General features: G+C 71.6%; 16 protein-coding genes. 10 read left to right on the top strand and 6 right to left on the bottom strand.

Going from position 1 to position 19646, the window contains the following annotated elements; all coding sequences use genetic code 11:
* The first annotated feature begins 12 nt into the window (after nt 1–12).
* Entirely contained in the window at nt 13–783 is a 771-nt protein-coding gene (gene dapB / locus KCQ71_RS07210; protein ID WP_223404337.1) for a 4-hydroxy-tetrahydrodipicolinate reductase, read from the top strand.
* 159 nt (nt 784–942) lie between these two features.
* Complete coding sequence (locus tag KCQ71_RS07205; protein WP_283248622.1) at nt 943–1926, top strand: sigma-70 family RNA polymerase sigma factor; 984 nt, start codon at nt 943–945, stop codon at nt 1924–1926.
* A 37-nt stretch (nt 1927–1963) separates the two neighbouring features.
* Here KCQ71_RS07205 and KCQ71_RS07200 read toward each other — a convergent pair whose 3' ends face one another.
* The 4 genes from KCQ71_RS07200 to KCQ71_RS27215 all read right to left on the bottom strand — a co-directional run bounded on the left by KCQ71_RS07200 (nt 1964) and on the right by KCQ71_RS27215 (nt 9202).
* Complete coding sequence (locus KCQ71_RS07200; RefSeq protein WP_223404335.1) at nt 1964–2305, bottom strand: hypothetical protein; 342 nt, start codon at nt 2303–2305, stop codon at nt 1964–1966.
* 150 nt (nt 2306–2455) lie between these two features.
* The gene (locus KCQ71_RS07195) at nt 2456–3082 is read right to left on the bottom strand and encodes a TIGR00645 family protein (RefSeq protein WP_223404333.1); all 627 of its coding nucleotides are present in this window, start codon (nt 3080–3082) and stop codon (nt 2456–2458) included.
* 200 nt (nt 3083–3282) lie between these two features.
* Nucleotides 3283–6948, bottom strand: a complete 3666-nt coding sequence (locus tag KCQ71_RS07190) for an ATP-binding cassette domain-containing protein (protein WP_223404331.1) — start codon at nt 6946–6948, stop codon at nt 3283–3285.
* A 40-nt stretch (nt 6949–6988) separates the two neighbouring features.
* On the bottom strand, nt 6989–9202 hold the full coding sequence (locus KCQ71_RS27215) for an alpha-amylase family protein (protein WP_283248621.1): 2214 nt from the start codon (nt 9200–9202) through the stop codon (nt 6989–6991).
* Between the two features lie 171 nt (nt 9203–9373).
* Here KCQ71_RS27215 and KCQ71_RS07180 point away from each other — a divergent pair, with 171 nt between their 5' ends.
* The 5 genes from KCQ71_RS07180 to KCQ71_RS07160 are packed head-to-tail and all read left to right on the top strand — an operon-like array spanning nt 9374 to nt 14947.
* Nucleotides 9374–11023, top strand: coding sequence for an extracellular solute-binding protein (locus KCQ71_RS07180; RefSeq protein ID WP_223404329.1), 1650 nt, complete (start codon nt 9374–9376; stop codon nt 11021–11023).
* Nucleotides 11020–12009, top strand: a complete 990-nt coding sequence (locus KCQ71_RS07175) for an ABC transporter permease (RefSeq protein ID WP_372453953.1) — start codon at nt 11020–11022, stop codon at nt 12007–12009. Before KCQ71_RS07180 ends, KCQ71_RS07175 begins: the two co-directional genes overlap by 4 nt.
* Nucleotides 12006–12986, top strand: a complete 981-nt coding sequence (locus tag KCQ71_RS07170; protein WP_223404326.1) for a carbohydrate ABC transporter permease — start codon at nt 12006–12008, stop codon at nt 12984–12986. Before KCQ71_RS07175 ends, KCQ71_RS07170 begins: the two co-directional genes overlap by 4 nt.
* Nucleotides 12987–13022: 36 nt before the next feature.
* Nucleotides 13023–13802, top strand: coding sequence for a ThuA domain-containing protein (locus tag KCQ71_RS07165; protein WP_223404324.1), 780 nt, complete (start codon nt 13023–13025; stop codon nt 13800–13802).
* Nucleotides 13799–14947 (top strand): Gfo/Idh/MocA family protein, encoded by a 1149-nt coding sequence (locus tag KCQ71_RS07160; RefSeq protein ID WP_223404322.1) that lies wholly within the window; start codon nt 13799–13801, stop codon nt 14945–14947. The genes KCQ71_RS07165 and KCQ71_RS07160 overlap by 4 nt, the downstream gene beginning before the upstream one ends.
* Nucleotides 14948–15098: 151 nt before the next feature.
* Here KCQ71_RS07160 and KCQ71_RS07155 read toward each other — a convergent pair whose 3' ends face one another.
* Nucleotides 15099–15653: a GNAT family N-acetyltransferase gene (locus KCQ71_RS07155; protein ID WP_223404320.1), complete on the bottom strand. Its 555-nt coding sequence runs from the start codon at nt 15651–15653 to the stop codon at nt 15099–15101.
* Nucleotides 15654–15773: 120 nt separating this feature from the next.
* Between KCQ71_RS07155 and dapA the strand changes: the two genes are divergently transcribed.
* Both dapA and KCQ71_RS07145 read left to right on the top strand, forming a co-directional pair.
* The gene (gene dapA, locus KCQ71_RS07150; protein WP_223404318.1) at nt 15774–16688 is read left to right on the top strand and encodes a 4-hydroxy-tetrahydrodipicolinate synthase; all 915 of its coding nucleotides are present in this window, start codon (nt 15774–15776) and stop codon (nt 16686–16688) included.
* Nucleotides 16685–18370 (top strand): ribonuclease J, encoded by a 1686-nt coding sequence (locus KCQ71_RS07145; protein ID WP_223404316.1) that lies wholly within the window; start codon nt 16685–16687, stop codon nt 18368–18370. The genes dapA and KCQ71_RS07145 overlap by 4 nt, the downstream gene beginning before the upstream one ends.
* Nucleotides 18371–18434: 64 nt before the next feature.
* Here the strand turns inward: KCQ71_RS07145 and KCQ71_RS07140 are convergent, their stop codons facing one another.
* Nucleotides 18435–19001 carry a TetR/AcrR family transcriptional regulator gene (locus KCQ71_RS07140; protein ID WP_223404314.1) on the bottom strand — a complete coding sequence of 189 codons (567 nt, stop codon included), beginning with the start codon at nt 18999–19001 and terminating at the stop codon, nt 18435–18437.
* Nucleotides 19002–19077: 76 nt separating this feature from the next.
* On the opposite strand from KCQ71_RS07140, the gene KCQ71_RS07135 reads away from it, so the two are divergent.
* On the top strand, nt 19078–19497 hold the full coding sequence (locus tag KCQ71_RS07135; protein ID WP_223404312.1) for a hypothetical protein: 420 nt from the start codon (nt 19078–19080) through the stop codon (nt 19495–19497).
* Nucleotides 19498–19646 lie beyond the last annotated feature (149 nt).

The following is a 19646-nucleotide window of genomic DNA, read 5'->3' as shown; positions in this document are numbered from 1 at the left end:
AGCATGGCGATCATGCCGAACACTGCCGCTGCGCCCCTGACAATCGCCGTCCTCGGAGCCGCCGGGCGGATGGGATCGACCGTCTGCGAGGCCGTCGAGAACGCGGCCGATCTCGTTCTCGGGCCTCGGCTCGACGTCGGTGACGACGTGGCGACCCTGGCCGGCAGCGGGGCCTCGGTGGCCGTGGACTTCACCGTGCCGTCCGCCACCGAGGCGAACGTGCACGCCCTCATTGACGCAGGCCTGCACGCAGTGGTCGGGACCACCGGCTGGACCGAGGAGTCCCTGGGCCGGGTGCGTAGCCACCTCGCCGAGGACGGTCGCGGCCTCGGCGTCCTGATCGCCCCGAACTTCGCACTCTCCGCGGTGCTCGCGATGCGCTTCGCCGCCCAGGCGGCCCGCTACTTCGAGTCGGCCGAGGTCATCGAGCTGCACCACCCGAACAAGGTGGACGCACCGTCCGGTACGGCCGTGCACACGGCCCGCGCGATCGCCGCCGCCCGCGCCGAGGCGGGCCTGGCCGCCGGCCCGGACGCCACGGAGACCTCCCTCGACGGCGCCCGCGGCGCCGTCGTCGACGGCGTGCACGTGCACGCCGTCCGGCTGCGCGGCCTGGTCGCGCACGAGGAGGTGCTGTTCGGCAACCCGGGGGAGCAGCTGACGATCCGCACGGACAGCTTCGAACGGTCCTCGTTCATGCCGGGCGTGCTACTGGCGGCGCGCGCCGTGCCCGAGCACCCGGGGCTCACCGTCGGGCTGGACGGGTACCTGGATCTCGGCTGATCCGGCCGACCCCGGCGTCCCGGAACCCCCGGGACCGGCGTCCCGGACCCCCAGCCCGGCGTCCCCGGGACCCTTCGAATCGGCCCGATGACCCCGGCGGTCGGACCGGACCGGGATTGCCCTGTTCGGGTGTCGGGGGTCGGGGTTAGCATTCCGATCATGTCAACGACGCGATCTGTCGATGCCGAGTTCGCCGAGATCATCGCTCCTTACGAGCGCGAGATCTTCGCCCACTGCTACCGGATGATGGGCTCGGTCCACGATGCCGAGGACCTCGCCCAGGAGACCATGCTGCGCGCGTGGCGCGGCTACGCCCGGTTCGCCGGCGCCTCCTCGGTACGGACCTGGATCCACAAGATCGCGACGAACACCTGCCTGTCCGCGCTGGAGTCGCGGCAGCGCCGGCCGCTGCCGACCGGGCTCGGTGCTCCGAGCACCGCCGCCGACGCGCCATTGGTGGAGCAGGACATCCTCTGGCTCGAGCCGGCCCCGGACGGTGCGCTCGGTCACGACGACCCGGGGGACGTGGCCGAGTCCCGGGAATCGGTGCGACTGGCCTTCGTGGCCGCGCTGCAGCTCCTGCCGCCGCGGCAGCGTGCCGTGCTGATCCTGCGGGACGTCCTGGCGTGGCGTGCCGCCGAGGTCGCAGAGGCGACCGGTCAGAGCGTCGCCGCCGTGAACAGTCTGCTGCAGCGGGCCCGGGAGAAGGTGGCGCAGGCCGCGCCGACGCGAGAGGACGCGCTCGAGCCGCACTCCGCCGCCGAGCGGGAGCTGCTGGCCCGCTATGTCGACGGGTTCGAGCGTTACGACATCGCGGGCCTGGTGGAGCTCTTCACCGCGGACGCGGTCTGGGAGATGCCGCCGTTCGAGGGCTGGTACACCGGTCCGGAGACCATCGGTGAGCTGATCGCCACCCAGTGCCCGGCCTCCGGGCCGGGGGACATGCTGCTGGTGCCCACCCGGGCGAACGGGCAGCCGGCCTACGGGCTCTACATGCGCGGCGAGGACGGCCGCCATCACCCGTTCCACCTTCACGTGGTCGAGTGCTCCGGCGGGGGCGTGCGGCACGTCGCCGCGTTCTTCGACACCTCGCTGTTCGAGACCTTCGGACTCCCGCCGGTGGTGGACGCCCCGACCGCCTGACGGTGCTCCTACCGACGGTGTCGGTGCCCGACGGCGGTCAGCTCGCCGTCGTGAATGAGGTCGCCACGTCGACGCCACGGGTCGGGGCCGGATCGTTCGGCGCCGTTTCCGCGGCACCCGGACCGGCTGCCGCCGCCTCGGTGGCGGAGGCCGCGATCAGGTGCTCCCGGTCACGCCGCCGGCGGTCCGCGCGCTCCAGGACGATGCCCAGCCCGATCCCGAGCAACGCGCCTGCCGCGACCCCTACCGCGATGTCCACGACGATGTTGCCGAGCGCCACGCCCACGGCCATGCCGAGCCCGGTGCCGGTGCCCAGCCAGGAGCCGCGCGGCGAGATCACGGTGGGCTGCCGAGTGCCTGGGATTCTGGTCTGGCTCATGGCTCCAGCCTAGGAATCTTGCCGTTGCGGCGCGTCCGTCGCCCGGACGATCCTGGCCTCCCCCCAAGGGTGGACGGCGCTCATCCGGGTGGTCGTCGGACAGTCCTGGCGAGCCGCCGTCCTCATCCAGACGGATGAGGCCGCGGCGGCTCAGTGCTGGGACTCGAGAGGCCGACCGTCGGCCGGATCGTCGGCCGGAGCGGCTGCGCCGGCCGCGGACCGTGCGTGCGCGGCCCGCTGGTGGGAGGTGAGCGACATCCGGTCGATCCACGCCAGTGCGAGCGCCGAGAGGATGAACGCGATGTGGATGACGGTCTGCCAGAGCATCACCTCGGGTCGGGTGTTGTTGCTCTCGATGAACGTGCGGAGCAGATGGATCGAGGAGATCCCGATGATCGACATCGCGAGCTTCGTCTTCAGCACGTTCGCGTTCACGTGGGAGAGCCACTCCGGCTGATCCGGGTGGTCGTCGAGCCGGATCCGCGAGACGAACGTCTCGTACCCGCCGATGATCACCATGATCAGGAGGTTCGAGATCATCACGACGTCCACGAGTCCGAGCACGATCAGCATGGTGTCCGCCTCCTCCATCGGGTGGCCGGAGAAGACCTCGGTGATCAGGTGCCACAGCTCCTGCATGAACATCCATACGTACGCTGCCTGAGCCACGATCAGGCCCAGGTACAGCGGCGCCTGCAGCCATCGGGACAGGAAGATCAGATAGCCAAGGGACGAGGCTGCGGGGTGGCTGGAGTTACGGTCGGCTCGCTTGAGCATGCCGGGGGTTTCCTCTCGGTCCGTCGGTGGGGTCGTGCCCCCACTGACGGCGGGGGAGCGCGCCGATATTAGCAGTCGCTCGTGACCAGTTCGTGACCTAGAACGAGGCTGTGGGCATCTCGGTTCCCGGATGTGAGATAGATCGCTCCGCGTCGGTCGTGAGGGCCGATCCCGGTCGGCGGGATCACCCGGGCCGAGCCTCAACCGGCGAGGTGGCTCCACCTCGGCGCGAGCTGGTCCCAGGGTCCAACCTCGGCCACGGTGCCGTCGACCAGCACCACGACGCGGTCCGCCCGAGCCAGGGCGGCTCGCTTCGACGTCGCGCCGACCACGGTGGTGCCCCGTTCGCGCAGGGCGGCCCACAGCTCGATCTCGGTCGTGGCGTCCAAGGCGCTGGAGACGTCGTCGGCGAGCAGGAGCTCGGTGTCCGCGGCGAGGGCGCGCGCGAGTGCGAGGCGTTGCACCTGACCGCCGGACAGGCGCACGCCGCGGTGCCCCACCAGTGCGTGGGGCCCACCCGCCTCCTCCACGTCCTGCGTCAGCCGCGCGCCGCGGATCGGGCCGTCGAGGTCACGGGCGTGGTCCAGGCGGACGTTGTCGGAGAACGTGCCGGACAGCACCCGCGGCACCTGAGCCACGTGCGCGACCTGGGCCGGCCGTAGGAACGCCTGCGCGTCGCTCACCGCGACCCCGTTCCACCGGACGTCACCGGTGTGCTCCACCAGGCCGGCGAGCGAGGAGAGCAGGGACGACTTGCCCGAGCCGACCTGCCCGAGCAGCAGGACGAGCTCGCCCCGCCGGATCTCGAGGTCGACGTCGTAGACGCCGATCGTGCCGTCGTCGTGCACCGCACTCAGGTGGCGCAGTTCGAGGCGCTCGAGCGGTTCGTGCTGGGGCGCCGTGGGCGCGGGCGCGGCGCCGGTGACCAGGTCGACCCCGGTCCGGGCGGCCACCAGGTCGGCGCCGTCGGCGAACCGCGCGGTGGCGACCTGCCACGCCCGGGTGCCCGGCGCTTCGGTGATCACGGCGCCGGCGACGACCCCGAACCACGCGAACCCCATCACGGCGTTGGCGACGAGCAGGGTGGTGGCCAGGTCCCACCGGCCGGTGAGCAGGAACCCCCACGCCACGACGACGCCCAGGTAGAGGGTGACCATCGGGACCGAGTCGAGCACGGCCTGGACGCGGTGCTCGAAGATCGCCGCACGCACCCGGCCCGAGTCCACCTCGCCGAGGTGCCGGCGCACGTCCGGGGTGCGGGCTGCGAGTTTCACCGTGCGGGCCGAGTCCAGCGCGGAGACGAGGGCCCGGCCGAAGCGGGCCCGGGCCGCGGACGACGCGGTCGCCGAGCGGCCCGCGATCGGCCTGCCGATCGCCGAGGCCGCGGCGGAGACCACCATCACGGCCAGGAGCACGGCGCCCGCGGTCCAGGTCCCGCTGATCAGCGCGGTCACCACCACGATCAGGAGACCGTTGACGAAGTCGACCCACCGGTCCGCGTACCGGGCGAACCGGTCCGCGTCCATCGCTCGGGCCACGACCTCGCCCGGCGGCGTGGCGGGCAGCCGGTGCTGCCGGGTCTGTCCGTACATGACGGTCATCCGGATCCGCAGCAGGACCTCGACCCACCAGCGCGGGTACAGGCCGATGGCTCGGGACAGGATCAGCGGCTGCGAGAGCAGCAGCACCGCGAGCGCCACGACGAGCACCACGGGAACCGTGCCGGTCTGGACCTGCTGGACCGTGCGGCCCCAGAGGTAGCCGCTGAGCGCACCCTGCGCCGCGACGAGGCTCGCCAGCAGGAACAGGAGGGCGGCGAACAGCCCCCACCGCGGCCGCACCAGCATGGCGTTGAGGATGCCGCGGGCCAGGCTGGGCCCCGTGCCGGGCTCGGGGACGTCCGGCGGGGTGCCGGTCCGGCGGCGTCCGCCGACCGACTCCGCAGCGTTCGGCGCGCTCGGCCCACCACCGGAACGCGCTGACATCTCCTCGTCGGTTGCGCTCAGCTGGAGCGTGTCGCCTGATTCCGCGCCGGCGCCGGCGTCGGCCCGGTTGGCGTCGAGCTTGTTGTCGGAGGCACCGTCCTTCTCGTAGTCCTCGTCGTCCAGCGAGCCGTCGCTCGCGCCGGCCTCCACCAGCGTGCGGAACGGGCCCGGCGTCCGGGCGAGCTCGGCGCGCGGTCCCTGCTGCACCACCCGGCCGTGATCGAGCACGGCCACCAGCCCGGCTCGCTCGATGGTGCCGAGACGGTGGGCGACCAGGACGCCGGTGCGCCCGCTGAGCAGACGGTCCGACGCGGCCACCACGCGGGCCTCGGTGAGCGGGTCCATCCGGGCGGTGGCCTCGTCAAGGACCACCAGTTGCACGTCCCGGACGAGCAGACGTGCGAACGCGACCAGCTGCTCCTCGCCGGCGGACAGCGTGGTACCACCGGGGCCGAGGAGGGTGTCCAGGCCATCGGGCATACCGGACGCCCAGTCGGTCAGCCCGAGCTCACGGACCGCCGCTTCGATGTCCTTGCGCGGGACGTCGGCGAACAGCGCGATGTTCTCGGCAAGCGTCCCGGCCAGTATCTCCGTGCGCTGGGTGACCACCCCGACGGCGCGACGCAGCTTCTGCAGGTCGAGGTCGCGGACGTCGGCGCCACCGAGGAACACCATGCCACGCTCCGGCTCCACGGCCCGGGACAGCAGCGCGGCCAGCGTCGACTTGCCGGAGCCGGTCCGGCCCACGAGCGCGACCGTCTCGCCCGCCGGGACCCGCAGGTCGACGCCGCTGAGCGCGAAGGTGCCCTCGGCGTAGGAGAACTCCAGGTCGCGCAAGGTCAGGTCGAGCGACCCGGCCGGGACGTCGTCCCCGCCCTCGGGTTCGGGCTCCAGGGCCAGCATCTGCCGCAACCGCAGCACCGCGCCGAGCCCTTCCTGGATATCGGGCAGGTGGTGGACCAGGTTGTCGATCTGTCCGATGAACATCGCGGTGACCAGGAACAGCGTCACCAACTGCTGCACGGACAGGCCACCGTCGGCAGCGATCACCGCGCTGACCACGGCGATCGCGGCCAGCAGCGAGTAGGTCAGCAGGCCGGCCCGCCGGATCAGCCGCTCCTCGACCCGCACCACCTTGTGGAACTTGTCGTGGACGAGCGCCGAGAGCTGAGCCAGGCGGCGCACCGCGAACGCCTGACCGAGGCTCGTGCGCAGGTCGTTGCGGGCGGCGACGGCCTCCTCGAATGCCGCGGCGTGGTCGGTCCAGGCCATCTCCTCGATCACCTTGCGGCGTGCGATCTCGTCGAGCATCTTCCGGGTCACGAACCAGACGACCACGGCGAGCAGCGGGAACAGGAACCACGACGGCCACCAGGTGAGGCCGGCGACGATCCACATGGGCACGGTGCCGGCGACGGTGCGACCCGCGCCCCAGAGCTGACGGCGCACCAGGGTCCCGACGGCGTGGGTGTCGTCGTCGACCCGGTCGAGTACCTCGCCCACGGCCTGCTCGGAGAGCGCAGCGAGCGGCTGACGCAGGGCCGCGCTGAGCAGGTCGCTACGGAGCTTTCCTTCGGCCCGGTCCACCACACCTGCCCAGATCACCTGGCCGACGCCGTCGAGCAGCGCGCCGCCCACCACGCACAGCGCGAGCAGCGCGAGCCCCGCGAGCGTGGCGTTCTCGGCCAACCGGCCGGCCGCAGCCGTGCCGAGCACCTGGCCGAGGGCGCCGATCGTGAGCGCGACCAGGGCGATGGCAGCCGCAGGCCGACGCAGGCGCCGCCAGTCGAGCCGGCGAGCCGGGTCGGTCGGGACCGGGGCAGGCAGCGGCGACGCCTCGGGAACGGGCGCGGTCTCGGGGGTGTGTGGTGCGTCGATCATCGCCCCCGAGGTTACGTCCAGCCACCGACATGTCCCGCCTCTATTTTCCGCGCGGCGACCCGGCCCCGCGCGCCGTCCCGCCGGTGCCGAGAGACTCCTGGGCACCGGGTGTCACCACGATCACCTCGTGGCCGGTCAGGGCGGGTATCGACACCCAGAGGCGAGGCCCGTCCCGCCGGGTCACCAACGGGTCCCCGGAGACGAGGCCGTGGGCATGGGTGAGCGCCCCGTCCGGGTCATGGACCCCGAGCCGGTACGGCCCGATGCTCCACAGGTCCTCGACGGTGCCGGGGGTGGCCTCCGAGCGGCCGGCGTCCAGGAGGTGGATCACCCACCGCTCGCCCTGCCGGTACGGCCGCAGGTCGATCCGGCCCGGTCCCTCCAGGAGCACGGGCTCGGGTCCCTGGAGGGTCCACCGGACGAGGCCGGCGAGCAGGTGGTGGTGGTCGGCGAGATCGTTGCGGCCCGCGCACCGGTCGAGGTCGGCGGCGAGGTGGACGGTGCGCCCGCGCCCGCCCGTACCCTCGGTGACCACGATCGCAGGCAGTGCCGGCTCCGACACGGGCGGACGCCACGAGGTCTCGGGTGGGTAGACACCGAAGGCCGGGACTGCGGTGGCCAGAACGTGCGCGCCGGGCTGGGCCGTCACGTGGTCCAGGCGGCCGCCGAAACCGATCAGGTCGGTACCGGCGAGCGCGGACCAGATGGCCGCGGCCGACTCGGGCCAGTCGGTGGTCCGCTCGAGGTAGGTGTGCCGGCGGGCGTCCTCGAAGCCGCCGGTGTGCGGGCCCGTCTGCCCGCTGGCCGTGCCGAGCGGGCGGGTGCCGAGGATCTCGGCGAGCGGTCCGGCCGGAGCCGGGTCCCCGTTCTCGTCGAGGGCGCCGAGCGGTCCGGAGGCGATCAGGTTGCCGTCCGCCGCGACGAACGAGGCGACGGCGTCGCGTTGCGCGGCGGTGAGCACGGCCAGCTGCGGCAGCACCACCGTGGTGAACCGATGCCCCCGAGCCGCCAGGTCGTCGATGTGCAGGGGGGTGGCCGGGATCCGGGCCGTGAGCAGGGCCCGGCGGAACCCGTCCGCCGGGGTCGTCGTGCGGGAGACGGCGTCCTCCCCGCCGTACACGGCGGCATTCAGCTCCGACCAGACCAGCGCCACCCGGGCCACCGGGGTGCGGTCACGCAGGTGGGCCTCGTTGCGCCGGTGCCACGCGAAGTGCTTCCCGGCCCGGTCGTACTGGCGCCGGTCGCCATGGACCGCGCCGATGTGGTGCCACCACGGGTCGATGCCGCCCGCGGCGCCCGCCGCCATCCACAGGGTCGCCTCGCCGGCGGGCACGGACGCGAGCCGGAACACCGGGTTGCCCGACCGGTACATCGCCATCGACTCGGCCAGGACGGACCCGGCGGGCATCAGCTCGGTGTGCCTGCGCCCGGTCTCGGCGTTGTCCTCGAAGCCTCGCCGGCCCCGGAACTGGTGGTCCAGCAGCGCGAGGCGGGCGTCGGAGAGCAGGGCGCGGGCGTCGATGAACCGGTCCACCTGGGCGGTGACCGAGCCGGGCAGCATGCCCAGCCAGAGGCAGTCCGCGCCGCCGAGGTCACGCACGATCCGGGCGTTCTCGGTCCAGATCCGGCTCCGGCGGGCCACGTTCCAGCGGTACCAGGACCGGTAGGTGGCATCCGTATGGTCGATCACGGTGGGCAGGGCGAACCCGGTCGCGTCGCGGAAGCCCGTACGGCAGTGCTCGCAGTGGCAGACCCGACGGCGGTCCAGGCCCGCCCAGCTGTTGTCGGCGAAGCCGTCGGGCCGGTAGGCCGTGATGATCTCCGCGAGCACGGCCGGCAGGTGCTCGGAGTAGTACGGGCTGTTCACGCACGCCACCGTCAGGTCGCCGGCTCGGTACGGCGCTCCCGACCCATCGCGGGCCAGCCACTCGGGCCGGCGCGCCGCGGCGTCGGCACCCACCCGGGAGGAGTCCATCCGCGCCACGACGGCCAGGCCGGCCGCCCGGGCATCGGCGACGACCTCACCGAAGAGGTCCCGGTCGCCGAGATGCCGGGCGCGGGCGTGATCCTCGATGGCGGTGGGGTAGTAGGCGACGATGCCACCGGCGTTGACGATCACCGCGTCGATCCCGGTGGTCCGCCACTGTTCGCGCCAGAGGTCGTTGGGGTACCGCGTGGGGTCCAGTTCGGTGAGGTTCGTCTGACCCCAGCGGCGGACCTGGGTGAACCAGGGATCGGATGCGGCGCCGGTCATGAGGTGTGCGCTCCTTCGCGTGACGGTGTGTGTAGATCTTGGCTTGCCAGAGAACTTGTTTGACAAGATTACATTGCGACTGCAAACTATCAGCGAACCGCTTCGACAGTCCGTTCGGCGTCCGAGCGGTTCGCAGACCCCACGCCACGACGAAGTGAAGGTGATCCACAGATGAATCCCCGCCAACCGACGCGTATCGCTCGGCGTTCGTTCCTCACCCTGGCCGCGGGCAGCGCCGCAGCCGTGCCGCTGCTCGCCGCGTGCGGCTCCGGCCCCACGGGATCCGAATCGGGCCCGTCCGGCGGCGGCGCTGCCGTCGACGTCGACTCGGTGATCCCGGACTACATCCCGCGGGACATCGTCACCCCGGACTTCCCGAGCGTCGACGGCTCGACCCCCGGCTACCTGAGCTTCCCGGACGAGTTCGTGGCTTCGGTGGAGGAGGTTCCCGGCCGCGGCAGCTCCTTCACCGCGATGACCCCGCTGTGGTCCACGGTGCCACCCGGCCTTCCGGACAACAGCTACATGGTCACCGTGAACGAGGAGATCAACGCCGACTTCCGGTTCCAGATCACCGACGGCAACGCCTACGGCGAGAAGCTCCAGGCGGTGCTGGCCGCCGAGTCCAGCGTGCCCGACTTCGTCACCATCCCGTCCTGGACCCTGCCGCCGCGCTTCGGTCAGGCGGCCGAGAACCTGTTCGCCGACCTGACGCCCTACCTGGCCGGGGACAAGATCTCGAAGTACCCGAACCTGGCCAACATCTCCTCGGATGCGTGGCGCTGCTGCGTCTTCAACGGCAAGCTGTACGGCCTGCCGTACCCGAGCGACCTGATCAACTCGGTGATCTTCTACCGGCACGACCTCACCTCGGAGCTCGGCATCGAGGTGGCGCCGGCGAACGCACAGGAGTTCCTCGACCTCGCCCTCGAGCTGACCGACCCCGGCGCGAACCGCTGGGCCATGAACGACATGTGGGCCGGAGCCCAGCTCATGTTCCGGGTCCCGGACAAGTGGATCCTCGAAGGCGGCAACCTGGTGCACCGGGTGGAGAGCGAGGCGTACCGCCAAGCACTGGAGTTCCAGGCGGAGCTGTTCGCGGCGGGCGTGGTCCACCCGGACGCGGTCGCAGGTAACGAACAGCAGGCACGGCAGCGGTTCATCTCCGGCGAGGTCCTCATCACGCCCGACGGCGCGGGTGGCTGGCTGAGTGCGACCCGGGAGGCCTACGCCGGCAACCCCGGCTACAACCAGCAGCCGGTCCCGGCGTTCGCCGGCGACGGCGGGACGCCCGTGATCTTCAAGGGCACCCCGTCGAACCTGTTCACCTTCATCAAGCAGACCGACGACACCGAGCGCCTCGAGGAGCAGCTCGCCCTCGCGAACTACTTCGCGGCCCCGTTCGGCACGAAGGAGCAGATGCTCCTCGAGTACGGCGCCGAGGGCGTGCACCACGACCTCGACGAGGCGAACGTGCCGACGCTCAACGAGACCGGACTGCGCGAGGTGGCGCGGACCTACACCTGGATCACCCGGCCGCCGATCGTCGCCTCCCAGGTGCAGTACCCCTCCTACGTCGAGGACTTCGCCACCTGGATGGCCGGCGCGATGGAGTACGCCGTCGACCCGGTGTTCTACACCCAGCAGATCGTGGAGCCGCCGGAGTTCGGGGCTCTCGAGCAGCCCTTCATCGACCTCGAGATGGACATCGCGCGTGGCCGCAGCGACATCTCGGCCCTGGACGCGGCGGTCGAGAACTGGCGCTCGGCCGGTGGTGAGCAGCTGCGCGAGTTCTACGCCGAGTACCTGGACGAGCAGTGACGGCTGCCCCGCAGGCGGCGCGGCGGCGCGAGCGGGCCGCCGCGCCGGCTCCGGAGGTGAGGACCGCACCGCGCCGCAAGCGCCCGTCCCTGTCCCGGCTGCGCGAGGACTATCCGCTGCTGCTCATGTGCGCGCCGGTGATCATCCTGCTCGCGGTGTTCATGTACGCCCCGATGCTCGGAAACGTCATCGCCTGGATGGACTACTCGCCCTACGTGGGGATCCTCGGCTCGGACTTCGTCGGCTGGTGGAACTTCCAGCGGGTCGTCGCCGACCCACGGTTCTGGCACGCGGTCAGCAACACGCTGATCATCACCGGGTTCCAGCTGGTGTTCTTCTTCCCGGTGCCGATCGCGATGGCGATCCTGCTGAACAGCGTGCTCACCCGGCGGGTCCGTACCGCGATCCAGTCGATCGTGTACCTGCCGCACTTCTTCTCGTGGGTCATCGTCGTCTCGATCTTCCAGCAGATCCTCGGCGGCGCCGGGCTGGTGAACCAGTTCCTGCGCTCCCGTGGGCTCGAGGCCGTCGAGGTCATGACGAACCCGGACACGTTCCTGCTCCTGATCACCTCCCAGCAGGTCTGGAAGGACGCCGGCTGGGGCATGATCGTGTTCCTCGCGGCGCTGTCCACGGTGGACCGCTCGCAGTACGAGGCGGCCGCCGTGGACGGCGCGGGGGCCTGGCGAAGGATCTGGCACGTGACCCTGCCGGCGCTCCGGCCGGTGATCATCCTGCTCCTGATCCTGCGGCTCGGCGACGCCCTGACGGTCGGGTTCGAGCAGTTGATCCTGCAGCGCGACGCCGTCGGCGCCGGGGCCGCCGAGGTGCTGGACACGTTCGTGTACTACTCGGGCATCGTCTACGGCGACTGGAGCTATGCGGCCGCGGCCGGCCTGATCAAGGGCACCGTGAGCCTGATCCTGGTGCTCGGGGCCAACAAGATCGCGCACGTGTTCGGTGAGGCAGGGGTGTACCAACGATGACCACGACAGTCCCCAGAACGTCCGCCCGGGCGAGCGGCCCGGGAGGTGCCGCGGCACGTGGACCCGGGCGCCGCCGTCGGCACCCCGATCGGCCGCCGTACGAGGCGGAGCCGGGCCCGGTCGCCAAGACCGCCAAGACGACCGCCCTGACCCTGATCGTGCTGGCCGTGCTCGTGCCGCTGTGGACGGTCGTGGTCACCAGCCTGTCCACCCAGGCGGCGATCAACGACGCCGGCGGCCTGGTCCTGGTGCCCGGTGAACTGACCTTCAAGGCCTACACCGACATCATCGCCGGCGGCGTGGTCACCCGCGCGGTCGGGGTGAGCGTGTTCGTCACCGCGGTCGGGACGGCGCTCAGCCTGGCGGTGGCGATCCTCACCGCCTACGGGCTGTCCCGGCCCGGGTCCCTCGGCCACCGGCCGATCCTGTTCATGCTGCTCATCACCATGTTCTTCGGGGCCGGGATGATCCCGACCTACCTGGTCGTGGCCGGGCTCGGCCTGATCGACTCGCTGTGGGCGCTGATCCTGCCCACCGCCGTCTCCGCGTTCAACATCCTGATCATGCGGAACTTCTTCATGAACATCGACCGGGGCATCCTCGACAGCGCCCGGATCGACGGCGCCAGCGAGTGGCGCATCCTCGGCCAGATCGTGCTGCCGCTGTCCAAGGCCGTGATCGCGGTGGTCGGCCTGTTCTACGGGGTCGCCTACTGGAACGCGTTCTTCAACGCGGTGCTCTACATCAACGACTCGGCCAAGTGGCCGCTGCAGCTGGTGCTGCGCTCCTACGTGCTCCAGGGGCAGGCGGTGCCGGGCACCACGTTCGACCCGTCCAGCCTCGACGGGGGCCAGACGGCCGGCCTCGCGATCCAGATGGCCGTCGTGGTGCTGGCCATGGTGCCGGTGCTGATCGTCTACCCGTTCGTCCAGAGGCACTTCTCCAGCGGCGTCATGATCGGCGCCATCAAGGGCTGAGCACGCTCGCCGGCCCGCAAACCGAAGGGAACACCCATGACCGAATCCGATACCCCGCTCCGCGTGCTCGTCTGGGGCGAGAACCGGCACGAGCAGCTCGAGGAGCATGTGGCCGCGCTCTACCCGGATGGGATGCACGGGGCGATCGCGGCCGGCATCACAGAACAGGCGCAGGTGCCCGTCGAGGTCGGCACCGCCACCCTCGACGACCCGGAGCACGGGCTCACCGAGGAGGTCCTCGCCGCCACCGACGTGCTCACCTGGTGGGGGCACAAGGCGCACCGGGAGGTCTCCGACGAGGTGGTCGACCGGGTCCAGCAGCACGTGCTGGCCGGGATGGGCCTGGTGGTGCTGCACTCCGGGCACTTCTCGAAGATCTTCAAGCGGCTGATGGGCACGACCTGCAGCCTGCGGTGGCGCAACGACGCGGAGCGGGAACTCGTCTGGACCGTCGCACCCGACCACCCGATCGCGGCCGGGGTGCCGCACCCGATCGTCATCGACGCCCAGGAGATGTACGGAGAGTTCTTCGACGTGCCGGTGCCGGACGAGACGGTGTTCCTGAGCACGTTCGCCGGCGGCGAGGTGTTCCGCAGCGGGCTGGTGTACCGCCGCGGGCGTGGGAAGATCTTCTACTTCTCACCCGGCGACCAGGAGTACCCCGTGTACCACCACCGCGACGTCCGCCGCGTGATCGCCAACGCCGTCGACTGGGCCCGCCCGGAGGTGTCGCAGCGAACGTTGCCGGGTCTGGTCCGGGTGGGGGAGCAGCAGGACTGGTCCGCCCTCACGAGCACGCCCGAGCCGGTGCGATGACCGCTACGTCCGAGCGCCGGGTGGTCGTGGCGGGCGCGGGCAACATGGGCCGCAAGTGGATCGACACCATCGCCGCGACCCCGGGCGCCCGCGTCGTCGGCATCCTCGACGTCGACGCGGCGGCCGCGGCCGCTGCGGCCGGGACCCTCGAGGGACCCGGCGTGCTGGTCGGCACCGACATTGCCGGTCTGGCCGACCTGATCGCGGCCACCGGCGCGGACGTGGTGATGGATGCCACCATCCCGGCCGCGCACCACGCCGTCACCGCCACCGCGCTGCGGGCCGGCTGCGCGGTGATCGGGGAGAAGCCGGCGGCGCAGACCCTCGCGCAGGCATTGTCCCTGTGCGCGGGTGCCGAGGTCTATGACCGGCTCGTGCTGGTCAGCCAGTCCCGCCGGTACAACCCGCACGTGGACGCGCTCGCGGCCCACGGCGCGAGCCTCGGCGGGCTCGGGATCGGCCAGACCGACTTCTACCGGGCACCGCACTTCGGCGGCTTCCGGGAGGAGATGGACCACCCCCTGCTGCTGGACATGGCGATCCACCCGTTCGACACCGCTCGCTACGTGCTCGGCGCCGAACCGGTCAGCGTGTACTGCCGCTCGTTCAACCCACCCTGGAGCTGGTACCGCGGGGACGCGGCCGCGGTGGCGACGTTCGAGATGGACTCCGGTGCGCAGTACACCTACAACGCCAGCTGGTGCAGCGACGGCGCCGAGACGTCCTGGAACGGTGCCTGGCGGCTGAACGGCGCCGGCGGCACGGTGCTCTGGGACGGCGAGTCCGAGCCGGTGCTCGACGGGGCTCCGGACCTCGACCCGCGTGCCTCGGCGGCGGGAGCGAGCCGGGCCAGGTCCGGCATCGCCGGCGCCTGGGACGCGTTCCTGTCGGCCCTCGATGCCCCGGCGACCACGCCCCGCCCGCGCGGGCACATCCACGAGAACGTGCTCAGCCTGGCCATGGTCGAGGCCGCGATCTCCTCCGCGCGAGCCGGCCTGCCGGTGGCGATCGACGACCTGCTCGAGCGGGCCCGGGAGCGGGCCCTCGCCGACGAGACCGACCCCGCGGTACGGGAGCGGCTGGCCGGCTGGGGCGCGGTGCGCGACCACCTGCTCGGGGCGGGCCGGACCGCGGCGGTCGGTTAGGTCTCAGGCCCCACGCCCGACGGCGGTCGCCGACTCGGGCGGTCGGTTGAGGCTCCGGCGTCTTGCCCGACGGCGGTCGCTGGCTCCGGCGGTCCGGCGTGGGCCGGTCGGTGGTTTCGTCGGGTGACGCCGGATCGGTTGTTCGGTCGCGTCAGAGCGTCGCGGCCCAGGCCGACTCGGGTACCTGGGTGCCCGCGACCTCGAGCACGCGCCGGACCCCGAGCGGCTCGAACCCGGCGGTGCCCAGGAAGTCCTCCCTGGCGGCGTCGCCCTCGAGCACCCAGGTGCGCACCAGGCTGGCGCTCGTGCTGCCGAGGATGTCGGTGCACGCGGCGAGCAGCCGCGAGCCGTGCCCCTCGCGCACGTGCTCGGGGTCCACGTACAGGGCGACGATCTCACCGGTGTCGTTCGATTCGGGGGCGGGTGCGAGGGCTGCGAAGCCGACCACCTCGGGACCGGCACACGCCGTCAACAACCGGTGCTTCGCCGTCGGCGGGGCAGTGATGGCCGAGCGCCACGCGCCCGCGAACACGTCCGGCTCGAGCCCGGCGAGGACCTCCGCCGGGATGACCGTGGCGTGTGCCGCACGCCACGCCGCGACCTGGATGGCGCCGAGGGTCGCGGCGTCCTCCGCCAGCGAGGGCCGGACCGAGACGTCGGCCGTGAGGCCGTGGGAGTGTCCGCCGTGGGAGCTCTGCGAAGTCATCCACCCAGGCTAGGCGCTACCGGGCGCGGTGGCGTCCAAGGATGCCCAGCAGGCACGGCCGGCGGACCTGATCGGTGGTCCGATACGCCTGCGGAGGCGCGCAAGCGGTACCGTCATCCCATGCCCAGCCTGAGCCCTTCGCGCACGTTCGGGTCCGTCTCGGTGGCGATGGTCACCCCGATGAACTCCGACGGCAGCATCGACATCCCGTCGTCCCGTCGACTCGCCCGGCACCTGGTCAAGTCGGGCTGCGATGCGCTGGTCCTGAACGGGACCACGGGGGAGTCCCCGACGACGCACCAGCCGGAGAAGGACGAGCTGGTCGCCGCGATCGTCGACGAGGTCGGTGCGGAGGCGATGATCATCGCGGGGGCGGGCTCGAACGACACCGCGCACGCGGTCCGGATCGCCGAGGCCGCGCAGCGCACCGGGGCCCACGGCCTGCTCGTGGTGAGCCCCTACTACAACCGGCCCTCGCAGGAGGGCGTCTACCAGCACATCCGAGCCGTGGTCGACTCCGTCGACCTGCCGGTCATGCTCTACGACATCCCAGGCCGTACCGGCGTCGCCATCGGCGACGAGATCCTCGATCGGCTCGCCGAGCACCCCCGGGTGCTGGCCGTCAAGGACGCCACCGGTGACGTCGCCCAGGGGTTCGAGCGGATGCGCCGAACCGGCCTGGAGTTCTACTCCGGCGACGACGCGCTGAACCTGGCCTGGCTGACCCACGGCGCCTCCGGCGTGGTGAGCGTCGTCGGGCACGTCGTCGCCGGCCGTTACGTCGACATGGTCCGCGCCATCGACGCGGGCGACCTCGCAACGGCTCGCGACCTGTCCGCCGGCCTCACGCCGGTCCTGGACGCACTGATGGGCGGCGGCCAGGGGGCCGTGATGGCCAAGGCCGCGCTCGCCCTGCAGGGCATCATTGCCCGCGCCACCGTCCGCTTGCCCCTCGTGGAGCCGAGCGACACCGAGATCTCTGACCTGCGCGCCGTCTTGCGCGCCCACGGACTACTTGAGGAAGTCACTACATGAGCCATCCCCACCCCGACCTTCAGCTCCCCGGGCCGCTCGCGCCCGGCGCACTTCGCATCGTCCCCCTCGGGGGCCTCGGCGAGGTCGGCCGCAACATGACGGTGTTCGAGTACGACGGCAAGCTCCTGATCATCGACTGCGGGGTGCTGTTCCCCGAGGACCACCAGCCCGGCGTGGACCTGATCCTGCCCGACTTCGACTACATCTCCGACCGCATGGACGACATCGAGGCGATCGTGCTCACGCACGGCCACGAGGATCACATCGGCGCGGTGCCCTACCTGCTGCGGCTACGGCGGGACATCCCGCTGGTGGGTTCCCAGCTCACCCTCGCGTTCCTCGAGGCGAAGCTGAAGGAACACCGCATCACCCCGAACCTGCAGACGGTCTCCGAGGGCCAGCGGCGCAAGTTCGGCGCGTTCGACCTTGAGTTCGTGGCCGTGAACCACTCCATCCCGGACGCGCTCGCGGTGGCCGTGCGGACGCCGGCCGGATCGATCCTGCACACGGGCGACTTCAAGATGGACCAGCTGCCCCTCGATGGGCGGATCACGGACCTGCGCGCGTTCGCCCGCCTCGGCGAGGAGGGCATCGACCTGTTCATGGTCGACTCCACCAACGCCGAGGTGCCCGGCTTCACCGTGTCCGAGCGGGACATCGGACCCGTGCTGGACGGGGTCTTCACGCGGGCCGACGGCCGGATCGTGGTGGCCTCGTTCTCCTCGCACGTGCACCGCGTGCAGCAGGTCCTCGATGCCGCGAACGCGCACGGGCGCCGGGTGGCGCTGGTCGGCCGGTCGATGGTGCGGAACATGACCATCGCCGCCGAGCTCGGCTACCTGCACGTTCCCGACGGCGTCCTCATCGACGTGAAGAAGATCGACGACCTGCCCGACGACCGGGTGGTGCTCATGTGCACCGGCTCGCAGGGTGAGCCGATGGCCGCGCTGTCCCGGATCGCGAACCGGGACCACCGCGTCTCGGTCGGCCCGGGGGACACCGTGATCCTCGCGTCCTCGCTGATCCCGGGCAACGAGAACGCCGTGTTCCGGATCATCAACGGCCTGATCCGGCTCGGTGCGAAGGTGATCCACCAGTCCAACGCGCGCGTGCACGTCTCCGGGCACGCCTCCGCCGGCGAACTGCTGTACTGCTACAACATCGTGCGCCCGAAGAACGTGATGCCGGTGCACGGTGAGATCCGCCACCTGGTCGCCAACGGGGCGCTCGCCGTCGCCACCGGGGTGCCGCCGGAGCGGGTCGTGCTCGCCGAGGACGGCGTGGTCGTCGACCTGATCAAGGGCAAGGCGCGCATCGCCGGCGCGGTGCCGTGCGGTTACGTGTACGTGGACGGCTCCTCCGTCGGTGGCGTCACCGAGGCCGAGCTCAAGGACCGCCGGATCCTCGGCGAGGAGGGCTTCATCTCGATCTTCGCGGTGGTGGACTCCTCGACGGGCAAGGTGGTCTCCGGCCCGCAGCTGCACGCCCGCGGGGTGGCCGAGGACGACGCGAAGCTCGCCGAGATCGTCCCCGAGCTGACCAAGGCGCTGTCCGAGGCGACCGCCGGGGGCACCGCGGACGCTCACCAGTTGCAGCAGGTCATCCGCCGGGTCGTGGGTCGCTGGGCCTCGACCCGCCTGCGCCGCCGGCCGATGATCATCCCGGTCGTCGTCGAAGCCTGAGCCTGAGGCGCTGAACGTGTGAGGACCCCGGTACGCGAGTGCCGGGGTTCTCGCCTGCCGGGATTCATCGTGCCGAGGGCCGGAGCGCCCCGGCGTAGCGGTGGGCGTGCTCGCGCTCGTCGCCCGGCAGCAGGCCGGCAAGCTCGAGGCTGACCAGTCCGTGCACGAGGCCCCACAGGCGCAGGGCCATCGGCTCGGGCCCGGCCTCGCCGACCGCGTCAGAAGGAAGCCGGGCGACGGCGTCGCGCAGGACACCGAAGGTCGGCTCGGCCAGGGTGTCCTTGGACCGGCGGACGCCGTCGGCCGCGAACATCACCCGGTAGAAGTGCGGGTCGGCCAACGCGCTCTCGCGGTAGGCCAGCCCGAGTGCGAACAGGTCCGCGCCCGGGTCGCCCGTACGGGGCACGGCCGCCAGGTGCCGGCCGAACCGCTCGAACCCCTCGTCCACGACCGCCGCGATCAGCCCGTCACGCCCACCGAACAGGGTGTAGACGGCGGCCGTTGTGGTGCCGGCGGCGGCGGTCACCGCCCGCAGCGACATGCCGTCCGGTCCCGTGGCCGAGAGCGCCCTGGAGGCGTGCTCGAGCAGGCTCGTGCGGAGGGTCTCGTCATGGGTGCGGGGGCGGGCCATGAGTCGAGTCTAGGGCTTGACACAGGTTTTCTCACAGCGTTAGATAACGATGTTAGTAAACCGGAGCAGAGATCGGATGATCGCCATGATCGAGTTGTCCCAGGCCGCCACGACGACGGCCGGCGTTGCGATCCTCGCCGCCGTGACCGTGACCAGTGGCGGCTACTTCCTGATGAAGGTGGTCACCGGCAAGGTGCCCACCACCGGATTCCAGACCGCGTTCTACCGCGCCGGGCACGCCCACGCCGGCGTCCTCATCGTGTTCGGCCTGGTCTGCCTGCTGCTCACCGAGACGACGGCGCTGGCCGGGTTCTGGCGCTGGCTCGCCGGCACCGGGGTGCTGGTCGCGGCGATCGCCATGCCGGCCGGGTTCTTCTTCTCCGCCATGGGAAAGGGCCGGGAGCGGCCGAGCCGCTGGATCGCGGTCCTCTACCTGGGCGCACTGTCGCTCATCGCCGGGCTCATCACGCTGGGGATCGGCCTCCTCACGGTGTGAGGGCCGGCCCGCGGGCGCCCGTGATCGGCTCGCCGCTCGCGATGGGAGCGTGATCCAGCACACCCGCGCGCCGGGGTCGGTGTGCGTGTCATCCCGGACTCGACGGCGGATCTTTGGTTGAGTAGAGCCGACAGGCTTGTCTCGGCACG

This window comes from Occultella gossypii (assembly GCF_019947135.1).
Lineage (GTDB): Bacteria > Actinomycetota > Actinomycetes > Actinomycetales > Beutenbergiaceae > Occultella > Occultella gossypii.
The sequence above is the reverse complement of the archived record's forward strand: the minus strand, read 5'-3'. Positions and strand labels throughout refer to the sequence as shown.

What these genes read in the sequence shown, in the direction of transcription:
- dapB (WP_223404337.1), top strand. Translation starts at nt 13, where the DNA reads ATGCCGAACACTGCCGCTGCGCCCCTGACAATCGCCGTCCTCGGAGCC.
- dapA (WP_223404318.1), top strand. Translation starts at nt 15,774, where the DNA reads ATGCCCAGCCTGAGCCCTTCGCGCACGTTCGGGTCCGTCTCGGTGGCG.
- KCQ71_RS07170 (WP_223404326.1), top strand. Translation starts at nt 12,006, where the DNA reads ATGACCACGACAGTCCCCAGAACGTCCGCCCGGGCGAGCGGCCCGGGA.
- KCQ71_RS07180 (WP_223404329.1), top strand. Translation starts at nt 9,374, where the DNA reads ATGAATCCCCGCCAACCGACGCGTATCGCTCGGCGTTCGTTCCTCACC.
- KCQ71_RS07195 (WP_223404333.1), bottom strand. Translation starts at nt 3,082, where the DNA reads ATGCTCAAGCGAGCCGACCGTAACTCCAGCCACCCCGCAGCCTCGTCC.
- KCQ71_RS27215 (WP_283248621.1), bottom strand. Translation starts at nt 9,202, where the DNA reads ATGACCGGCGCCGCATCCGATCCCTGGTTCACCCAGGTCCGCCGCTGG.
- KCQ71_RS07135 (WP_223404312.1), top strand. Translation starts at nt 19,078, where the DNA reads ATGATCGCCATGATCGAGTTGTCCCAGGCCGCCACGACGACGGCCGGC.
- KCQ71_RS07145 (WP_223404316.1), top strand. Translation starts at nt 16,685, where the DNA reads ATGAGCCATCCCCACCCCGACCTTCAGCTCCCCGGGCCGCTCGCGCCC.
- KCQ71_RS07200 (WP_223404335.1), bottom strand. Translation starts at nt 2,305, where the DNA reads ATGAGCCAGACCAGAATCCCAGGCACTCGGCAGCCCACCGTGATCTCG.
- KCQ71_RS07140 (WP_223404314.1), bottom strand. Translation starts at nt 19,001, where the DNA reads ATGGCCCGCCCCCGCACCCATGACGAGACCCTCCGCACGAGCCTGCTC.
- KCQ71_RS07160 (WP_223404322.1), top strand. Translation starts at nt 13,799, where the DNA reads ATGACCGCTACGTCCGAGCGCCGGGTGGTCGTGGCGGGCGCGGGCAAC.
- KCQ71_RS07190 (WP_223404331.1), bottom strand. Translation starts at nt 6,948, where the DNA reads ATGATCGACGCACCACACACCCCCGAGACCGCGCCCGTTCCCGAGGCG.
- KCQ71_RS07155 (WP_223404320.1), bottom strand. Translation starts at nt 15,653, where the DNA reads ATGACTTCGCAGAGCTCCCACGGCGGACACTCCCACGGCCTCACGGCC.
- KCQ71_RS07165 (WP_223404324.1), top strand. Translation starts at nt 13,023, where the DNA reads ATGACCGAATCCGATACCCCGCTCCGCGTGCTCGTCTGGGGCGAGAAC.
- KCQ71_RS07205 (WP_283248622.1), top strand. Translation starts at nt 943, where the DNA reads ATGTCAACGACGCGATCTGTCGATGCCGAGTTCGCCGAGATCATCGCT.